The sequence below is a fragment of the Flavobacterium luminosum genome (assembly GCF_023635005.1).
Classification (GTDB): Bacteria; Bacteroidota; Bacteroidia; order Flavobacteriales; family Flavobacteriaceae; genus Flavobacterium; species Flavobacterium luminosum.
On the sequence record NZ_JAMLJM010000013.1, the window covers coordinates 1 to 9,360 of the forward strand.

Consider the following 9,360-nt stretch of genomic DNA (forward strand, 5'->3'; position numbering starts at 1 on the left):
GCTTGCATTAATTGCAGTTGTAAACAAATTATTAAAACAAGCTTTTGCGATTGCAACAAAAAAAGAATATTATTCAGTGAAAATTAACTAAAATAAATTTGGAAATAAACACAGTTCATGCTGAACTTGTTTGCTTCACCTGTTAGCTAGGCTTGAATCAGCATCTTATTAAGTTTTTTCTCTTTATGAGACTTCTCCTGCGTCGAAGTGATAAACTATATGATTATTTATTTTTTAGTTAAAGAAGTGCTAGATTTGTATACCAAGGTGTTAAATAATGAGTCTGACAGAGTAGTTTATTTTGTAGTAAATTAGGGCTTATCATTCTCACAAAAGAGCCAATAATAGTAATGATTAGAGAAAGACAGCTAACTGAGACCCGTTTCGGGTTTAAAATTTTAAAAAAATAATTGTGATATGAAGACTAACTATGAAATCGAACGTAACATTCTAAAATTAAAATTAGAATTACTTGAACTTGACCACGCATTAAAAGAAGCGCTTAGTCTTCTCTTCAGAAATATGAAGTAGCAACGGAGCGGAAAGAAGAAAAAAAGAAACGAGAAAGCGAATTACAGACAATACATTCAGGATTACTAGCAAAGCAAAACCAATTGGATTTTACTTCGGTAAACCTTGACGAATTACAGGAACTGCAAAGACTATTGCATTATTTCGACTATTCCCAACAATCTTTTCTAGACAAAATAGAGAATAGAATTCAAGAGCTATTGGAATTAAAAGAAGCATCGATCAAAGAAAACGATTTTGTAAAGGCTAACGATTTTCGTGAAGAAATAAATTCATTCCATGAACTTAAAAAATCATTGAAATAAAATATTGTAAATTACTGTAAAAGATAAGGTTATTTTTTCTATTTGTTGGGTTATTGTTCGTTGTCTAGCAATGCGTTTTCTTTATCTTAATCTATTTAAAGTTTCGATAACTTTTAAATAAAAACAATACAACTTCGGTACAGATGGTTGTTTGAAAACCAATTTTTGAATTGAACCTGACAAATCCTATATTTGCATTTCATAATAAATTTTAAGAACATTATGTCTGACGATAAGAAAGTGATATTTTCCATGTCGAAAGTGAGTAAGACTTACTCTTCGACGAACAAACAAGTACTAAAAGATATTTATCTGAGCTTTTTCTATGGTGCCAAAATTGGTATTCTAGGTTTGAATGGTTCGGGTAAATCCTCTTTATTAAAAATTATTGCTGGTGTCGATAAGAATTACCAAGGGGATGTGGTATTTGCACCAGGTTACACTGTGGGGTATTTAGAGCAAGAGCCTCAATTAGACGAAAACAAGACAGTGATTGAAGTCGTTCGTGAAGGAGCTGCAGAAGCGGTGAAACTATTGGAGGAGTTCAATACCATTAACGATCAGTTTGGTTTGCCTGAAGTATATGAGGATGCTGACAAGATGCAAAAACTGATGGATCGTCAAGCAGAATTACAAGATAAAATTGATGCTTGTGGTGCTTGGGAACTAGATACAAAATTAGAAATTGCAATGGATGCTTTGCGTTGTCCTGATTCAGATATACCAATTAAAGTGTTATCTGGTGGAGAGCGCCGTCGCGTAGCTTTGTGTCGTTTGTTGTTACAAGAACCGGATGTATTATTATTAGATGAGCCAACCAACCACTTGGATGCAGAATCGGTACATTGGTTAGAGCAACATTTACAACAATACAAAGGAACTATTATAGCCGTAACGCACGACCGTTACTTCTTAGATAATGTAGCGGGATGGATTTTAGAGTTGGATAGAGGAGAAGGTATTCCTTGGAAAGGTAACTATTCATCATGGTTGGATCAAAAATCGAAGCGTTTGGAGCAAGAAGAAAAAACAGCTTCGAAACGTCGTAAAACTTTAGAGCGAGAGTTAGAATGGGTTCGTCAAGGTGCAAAAGGACGTCAGACCAAACAAAAAGCACGTTTGCAAAACTACGACCGCTTGTTGAATGAAGACCAAAAACAATTAGAAGAAAAGTTAGAGTTGTATATTCCTAACGGACCTCGTTTGGGAACCCATGTGATTGAAGCAAAACATGTAGCCAAAGCATTTGGAGACAAATTGTTGTACGATGACTTGAATTTTACACTACCGCAAGCAGGTATCGTTGGAATCATCGGTCCGAATGGTGCCGGAAAATCGACTATTTTCCGTATGATTATGGGAGAAGAGAAACCGGATTCTGGAGAGTTTACGACAGGAGAAACTGTAAAAATAGCGTATGTAGACCAAGCGCATTCTAATATTGATCCTGAAAAATCAATTTGGGAAAACTTCTGTGATGGTCAAGAATTAATTATGATGGGAGGTCGTCAGGTGAATTCTAGAGCGTACTTGTCTAAATTCAATTTTGGAGGAAGTGAGCAAAATAAAAAAGTAAACACTTTGTCTGGTGGTGAACGTAATCGTTTGCATTTAGCGATGACTTTAAAAGAGGAAGGAAACGTACTTTTACTGGATGAGCCTACGAATGATTTAGATATCAATACCTTGAGAGCCTTAGAAGAAGGTTTGGAGAATTTTGCAGGATGTGCGGTTGTAATTTCCCATGATCGTTGGTTCTTAGACCGTATCTGTACTCACATTTTAGCTTTTGAAGGAGATTCTCAGGTGTATTTCTTTGAAGGAGGATTCTCTGACTACGAAGAAAACCGTAAGAAACGTTTAGGAGATGTAGCTCCAACAAGAATTAAGTACAAAAAACTGATTCGATAAAATAATGACAAAAAAGACTTCGCTCTCAAGGCGAAGTTTTTTTTTACTCATGACGGATTAGGAATTAAGAATAAAAATTACGTATTTTGATTGATAAATAAAAGTGAGTTGTTGAGCTAATTCTAAGAAATATATGTTTAAAACATTACATTGTATTATTGTTTTGTTCGTAGTGATCGCGAATAGCTCATATGCTCAAAAAGAACCTTCTTCTAAAAAAAGTATTTCGGAAAAAATAACTCAAGCCCGAAATGCATTATTCGATCTAAATTGTGAGAAATCATTACAACTGGCACAAGAAGCTCTATCTGAAGCCAACCAAATTGATGATGATCTTTTAAAAGCCAAAGCCTATAATGTTATAGCAACCAATTTCTTAGAATTTTCCGATACTCAAAAAGCCGAACAATACTATACCAAAGCATTACATCATGCCAAATTGGTTAAAAATGATACGGTACAAGATTGGGTTTATAATAATATGGGAGCTCTCTATGCCTATTATCAGGATAATTTTGAGAAGGGGATGGAGTATTACAAAAAAGGCTTAGTTTTTACAGAAAAAACTAAAAATCCAATTCAGATTACTTATAACTCATTGAATATTTCAGGTGCTTATTTTGACGAAGGAAGGTTTGATGAAGGGTTTCCATATATTAGTAAGGCCGAAAAATACATGAAATTTCATGATGAAATTGAGGCTCGTATAACCTATTATTCCCAACTCGGAAATTATTACAGTCATAAAGGGAATAATCAAAAAGCAGAGGAGAACTTCAAAAAAGCCATTTCTTACGGCAAAAACAGTACGACCAATTTATTAGATTCGTACTTGGCGGATGTTTACTTTCTTTTTTCAAAATATTATTTAAAGAACAAAAAATATGAAGAAGCCTATCACTATTTAGAACTATATAGTACTACAAAGGAAAAAATTTATAATGAAGAGCGTTCTAATAAAGTAAAAGATTTTGAAAATAAAATCGAAATCGAAGAATACAAAAGACAGATCGATTTTATTGAATCTGAAAAGCAACAAAAAGAGAAAAGTTTGCAAAAAACATGGATTATTATTCTTTTGTGTTTAATTTCCATGATTATTTTATTTGCTTTTGCTTATACTTCATTTAGAAATAGTAAGTTAAGAAGGAAAAATTACGAAGACCTTAAAAAGGTTAACAAAGAACTCAAAGAGGCCAAAGAGAAAGCAGAGGAAGTTACCAAACTAAAATCTCAATTTGTGTCTACCATTACCCACGAATTAAGAACACCTCTCTATGGAGTGATCGGTATTACAGATATCATCAATAAAGAACATCCTGAGTTAAGTGGTAGCAAATATTTGAGTTCTTTAAAATTTTCGGCTAAATATTTATTGTCGTTAGTGAATGATATTCTTCAGATGAATAAAATATCTGAAAGAAAAATTGTTTTAGAAGATGTACCTTTCAATATTCGCGAAGAACTAGAATCTATCAAAAATAGTTTCGATGTTTTGTCTTTCAAGAATAAAAATAACATCTCGATTGAGATTGATTCCTCTGTTCCAAAGTTTTTAATTGGTGACAGAATTAGGTTGTCCCAAATTTTCATGAATCTAATTAGTAACTCTTTAAAATTTACGATCAACGGAAAGGTAGAAGTAAAGGCAAGAGTTCTAACTAAAGAAAACAATATTTGTCAACTAGAATTTCAAGTAATTGATAACGGTATAGGTATTTCAAAGGAATACCATGAGAAAATATTCGAAGAATTTGTTCAGATCGAACGCAGGGATGATGACTACCAAGGAACCGGTTTGGGTTTACCTATTGTTAAAAAATTAGTAGCTCTTTTTGGAGGTACGATTCATTTAGAAAGTGAAGAGCATAAAGGAACTAAGGTATTGTTTACTGCCAATTTGAAATGTGCTGATACTTTAGAAAATCAAGATATAATAGAAAAAGTCACCCGTACTGATGAACTTGAAAAATTAGGAAAAATTAAAGTTTTATTGGTAGAAGACAATAAGATTAATCAGATTGTAACGGAGAAAATACTTAAGGGTTTTAATTTTGAAATTACTATTGTAGAAAGTGGTTTTGAAGCTATTAAAATTTTGGAAGATGCTTATTTTGATGTTGTTTTAATGGATATTAATATGCCTCTTTTGAATGGTTTTGAAACCACCAGGATTCTTAGAAACAAAGGCATTAAAACTCCTATCATTGCTTTAACTGCGTTTGATAAACATGAAATCAATGATGAAATTCTGAAATCAGGAATGGATGCCGTGATGATAAAACCATTTGATTCGAAAGTTTTATATGACATGATCGTTGAAATCGTAACAAAACATAAAAAAGAAAACCTTTCAAAATAAATTTTGAAAGGTTTTTCAATGCAATAAGCGTATGATATTATTGCATTTTTATGACTGTAAATACCGAACGTCTGTTTAGCTGATGCGCTTCTTCAGAACAGTCTACACCATCTTTACAATCATTTACTAGATTGTATTCTCCAAATCCCTCATGTTTTTTAATTCTTTTAGGATTAACACCTCTAGAAATTAAATAGTCATAAGTAGAATTGGCTCTACGAATACCTAATGCTTCATTGTATTTAAAACTTCCGCGACTATCCGTATGAGAACTGATTTCTATTTCCATATTTGGATAGGTGATAAGCATTAAATCAGCCACTTTATTAAGTTCGATTTTTGCATCGGCGCGAATAGTATGTTTGTCAAAATCAAAATAAATATTATCTATATTAATCTCTGCTAAGACATCGACATCTTTTACTGGATCTAACTCAAAATCAACTACAACAAAACTTTTCCCTTTTGAATTTCGAGTATCTGCTATTTTCGAAGGTTCTGGTTGGTATTTCGGATGAGAAACTTCTACTGTATAAAATGTTTCTCTGTCTACATTAATACTGTAAGTTCCTTTTTCATCTGTAATTAAATCAGCAATAGGAATACCGTCTTTGTCTTTAATAATGATCTTAGCTTCTTTAACAGGCAATTTGTTAATAGCATCTGTAACGGTTCCTTTAATGGCAAATAGCGGAATACGCTCGAAACTATAGATGTCGTCATCACCTTTGCCTCCTTCTCGGTTAGAAGCAATAAAGCCGGTTTCTCCGTTATCGTTCATGAAAAATGAAAAATCATCCATGTTAGAATTAATAGGAACTCCTAGATTGATAATTTCGCTAACATTTCCATTTTCGTCAAGAATCGTTGAGAAGATATCTAATTCTCCCAAACCTAATAATCCATCTGAAGAGAAAAATAAGTTTCCATCATTGTGTACAAATGGGAATAGTTCGTTGCCTTCCGTATTGATTTTGTCTCCTAAATTTACAGGAGTTCCGTACGAGTCTCCATTGATGCTCACTTTGTAGATATCCGATTTTCCTTTTCCTCCAGGCATATCAGAAGCAAAATAAAGTGTTTTACCATCTGATGACAAACTAGGATGTCCTACAGAATAATCTTCAGAGTTAAAAGGTAATTCTTTTACGTTTTTCCATTCGCCCTCCTCATTAAGACTCGCTTTGTATATCTTAAGATTATTGATTCCTTGATCGTCTTTACCTTTTTTACCGTTTAAAATATTATTTCGGGTAAAATACATTGTTTTACCATCTTTGGACACCGATATTTGACCTTCGTGAAGTCTTGTATTAATGTCTCCTTTTATTTTTTCGGCTTCTGAGAAATTATCACCGTTTCTTTTGATATTGTATAGCTCTAGAAAAGGTTGCTGGTTCCACGAATAGATTCGTTTGATGCTTACTCCTTTATCGCGACTTGATGCAAAAGTGACAAAACCGTTCTGTTCTACTGCTCCAAAGTCACTTACCTCAGAGTTAAAAGGAGCGGGTTTTAAAAAGTATTGCTGTTTGATATTGTAAATATCTGTAACAAAGTCCTTGTCGTCGATTATTTTTTGTACTCTGGAATCTACACCACCGGCTTCTTTATACTTATCCAGCCAAATCTTAGCTTCATCATATTTTTTCAAGGAACGTAGCGCTAGCGCATAATTCAGATAATACTCTGGATCGATATTTGGCTGCTTAACGACTTCTTCATAATAAGTAGCTGCATTTTGAGGATCGCGAAGCATCGAATAACAATCGGCTAATCTTCTTTTAGCATAATCAGCATTGTAATTATTTTCAACCAATTGTTTGTATACGTCTATGGCTTTCATGTACGAAAAACTATTGTATAAAGCATCTGCTCTTTTTTGTTTCCCAAATTGAGCTGAAGCAGAAGTGGTAAATCCAAAAAGTAGAATTACTACTAATATTTGTATGACTTTTTTCATAATTCAGTAATTTAGGTTAGAAATAGCGAGGTGATTTATATTTAGCTTTATCAAATTTGAAATCAAACATTAACATGATTTCATGTGAACCAGAGGTGTAAGGTTTTAGATCAGAAATTGGATAATCATAAGCATAACCCAGAGTCAATTGTTTTGATAATTGAAAACTTACAAGTGCTCCGGCTGAATCTTCAAATCGATAAGAGCCTCCAATCCATAATTTATCATTGAATAAGAACGATAGCGTTGCATCATAAGAAGCAGGAGCTCCTTTGGTTAATTTAACCAAACCGGTTGGTTTCATTTTTACACTTCCAGTATCATTTAAATCAAAAACATATCCCGCAATGGTATAAAAGTGCATTTGTTCGAATGATACATAATTACCATTTTTGTTGTAATCGTTCTCAATTAATTTTGGAGAGGAGACACCAACATACCATCTTGGCTGATGAACATAAATTCCGGCGCCAATGTTAGGAGTCCAACGATTTAATTTTTCCTGAAAATAAGGATCATTATATACATCTGGGTCGTTTAAAAGTGCCTGATCTATATTGTAGTAAGTAAAACCTCCTTTTACTCCAAAAGCCAATTTAGTTTCTTGAGATAAATTAATGGTATATGAAAAATCAGCATATAAATAGTTGAAGTTTTCATATCCTAATTTATCATTAATGAAAGAAAATCCAACTCCCACTTTTTCATTTCTTAATGGTGAATGTATAGATAATGTTTGAGTCGTGGGACCTCCGTCCATACCCACCCATTGACTTCTGTGTAATCCTACTACAGTTAAAGCTTCGCGACTTCCTGCATATCCTGGATTTACAGATATGGTGTTAAACATGTACTGTGTAAACTGTGGTGTTTGTTGTGCACTCGTGCAGAGCGAATAAACACCTATTATTATGGTTATTATTATACGTTTCATATGGTGATTAGTTTTTGGTTCCTAAATAAAAATATCCGTTGAAGGTGTCAAACCCACTATTTACTATGTTTACAACATAATAATAAGTTCCGGCTGGTAAGTTATTGCTTGATATAGCTTGATCCGCAACACCGTTCCAATCATTTTGATAGTTTGCATTTTGATAAAGTAATGCTCCCCAACGATTGAAAATTTTAACATCGTAAGTGAATCCACATGTTTCAAGCCCAGTGATACTAAAAGTATCATTATATCCGTCTCCACCCGGTGTAACTACCTTAGATATTTTTAATTCATTGATAGTACATGGTAATACGATACAATCATCGTCAATTGTCATATAAACCTCTATGACTCTTGGACAAGAACCGCTAGTAATAGTACATCTGTATAGATAGAATCCGACTGGAATACCTGCTGGATTTAACATATTGTTTGTTAAACCTCCCGTGTTGTTAACATCAACCCATGTAGCCGTTTCTTTTTCTTCTTCTGTAAGATTTAAGAAGCTAAATAAATCGATTGGGTCGTCTCCGTTACAAACTGAACCAAGAACATAAGAGAAAGGCTGGTCGATAGTTACGTTAATAACTTGATTGTATTCAGCTTGGTTACCACATTGATCTGCTACTACCCAATTTCTTGTTATTATATAGCCATATTGGGTTTGATCAGATTGTTTCTCTGTAAAGTTGACAGTAACTTCTGTAGAACAGTTGTCTTTGAATTCAATGTTTGGTACAGCTGGAACCTGATCACAATTCACATCCAGAACAGAAGGTATCTCTACATTTGGAAGAGGTGCTGTAGTATCTTGAACTATAATAATTTGTGTGTGTACGGTTTGGTTACCGGCACAATCGGTCACTGTCCATGTGCGTGTGATGGTATAGTTGGCCGCACACTGATCTTCTTTTCCACTGAAAGTTTCAGAGAATACTACCGATACGTTGTTATCACAATTATCCGAAGCCGTTAAAGTTGCTGGCTCAGGAATATTGTCACATTCCACAGTTACATCTGCTGGAAGTGTACCGTTGAAAGTTGGTTTAGTAGTATCTTGAACCGTAATAATTTGAGTGTGTACGGTTTGGTTACCGGCACAATCGGTCACTGTCCATGTGCGTGTGATGGTATAGTTGGCCGCACACTGGTCTTCTTTTCCACTGAAAGTTTCAGAGAATACTACCGATACGTTGTTGTCACAATTATCCGAAGCGGTTAAAGTTGCCGGCTCAGGGATATTGTCACATTCGACAGTTACATCTGCTGGAAGTGTACCGTTGAAAGTTGGTTTAGTAGTATCTTGAACCGTAATAATTTGAGTGTGTACGGTTTGGTTACCGGCACAATC

At 34.0% G+C, this 9,360-nt stretch carries 6 protein-coding genes; 3 read left to right on the forward strand and 3 right to left on the reverse strand.

The features are described from left to right. Positions 1-614: 614 nt before the first annotated feature. The 3 genes from NAT50_RS12055 (at position 615) to NAT50_RS12065 (ending at position 5,109) form a co-directional block, all read left to right on the forward strand. Positions 615-836, forward strand: coding sequence for a hypothetical protein (locus NAT50_RS12055; RefSeq protein ID WP_250593477.1), 222 nt, complete (start codon positions 615-617; stop codon positions 834-836). 222 nt (positions 837-1,058) lie between these two features. Then, positions 1,059-2,747 (forward strand): energy-dependent translational throttle protein EttA, encoded by a 1,689-nt coding sequence (gene ettA / locus NAT50_RS12060; protein WP_250593478.1) that lies wholly within the window; start codon positions 1,059-1,061, stop codon positions 2,745-2,747. 133 nt (positions 2,748-2,880) lie between these two features. Then, entirely contained in the window at positions 2,881-5,109 is a 2,229-nt protein-coding gene (locus NAT50_RS12065) for an ATP-binding response regulator (RefSeq protein ID WP_250593479.1), read from the forward strand. Positions 5,110-5,146: 37 nt separating this feature from the next. On the opposite strand, the gene NAT50_RS12070 is transcribed toward NAT50_RS12065, so the two are convergent. The 3 genes from NAT50_RS12070 to NAT50_RS12080 form a co-directional block, all read right to left on the reverse strand. Then, on the reverse strand, positions 5,147-7,072 hold the full coding sequence (locus tag NAT50_RS12070; protein ID WP_250593480.1) for an OmpA family protein: 1,926 nt from the start codon (positions 7,070-7,072) through the stop codon (positions 5,147-5,149). 16 nt (positions 7,073-7,088) lie between these two features. Continuing rightward, positions 7,089-8,006, reverse strand: coding sequence for a PorP/SprF family type IX secretion system membrane protein (locus NAT50_RS12075; RefSeq protein WP_250593481.1), 918 nt, complete (start codon positions 8,004-8,006; stop codon positions 7,089-7,091). Positions 8,007-8,013: 7 nt separating this feature from the next. Then, positions 8,014-9,360 (reverse strand): gliding motility-associated C-terminal domain-containing protein (locus tag NAT50_RS12080; protein ID WP_250593482.1); only part of this gene is annotated, 1,347 nt, incomplete at its 5' end.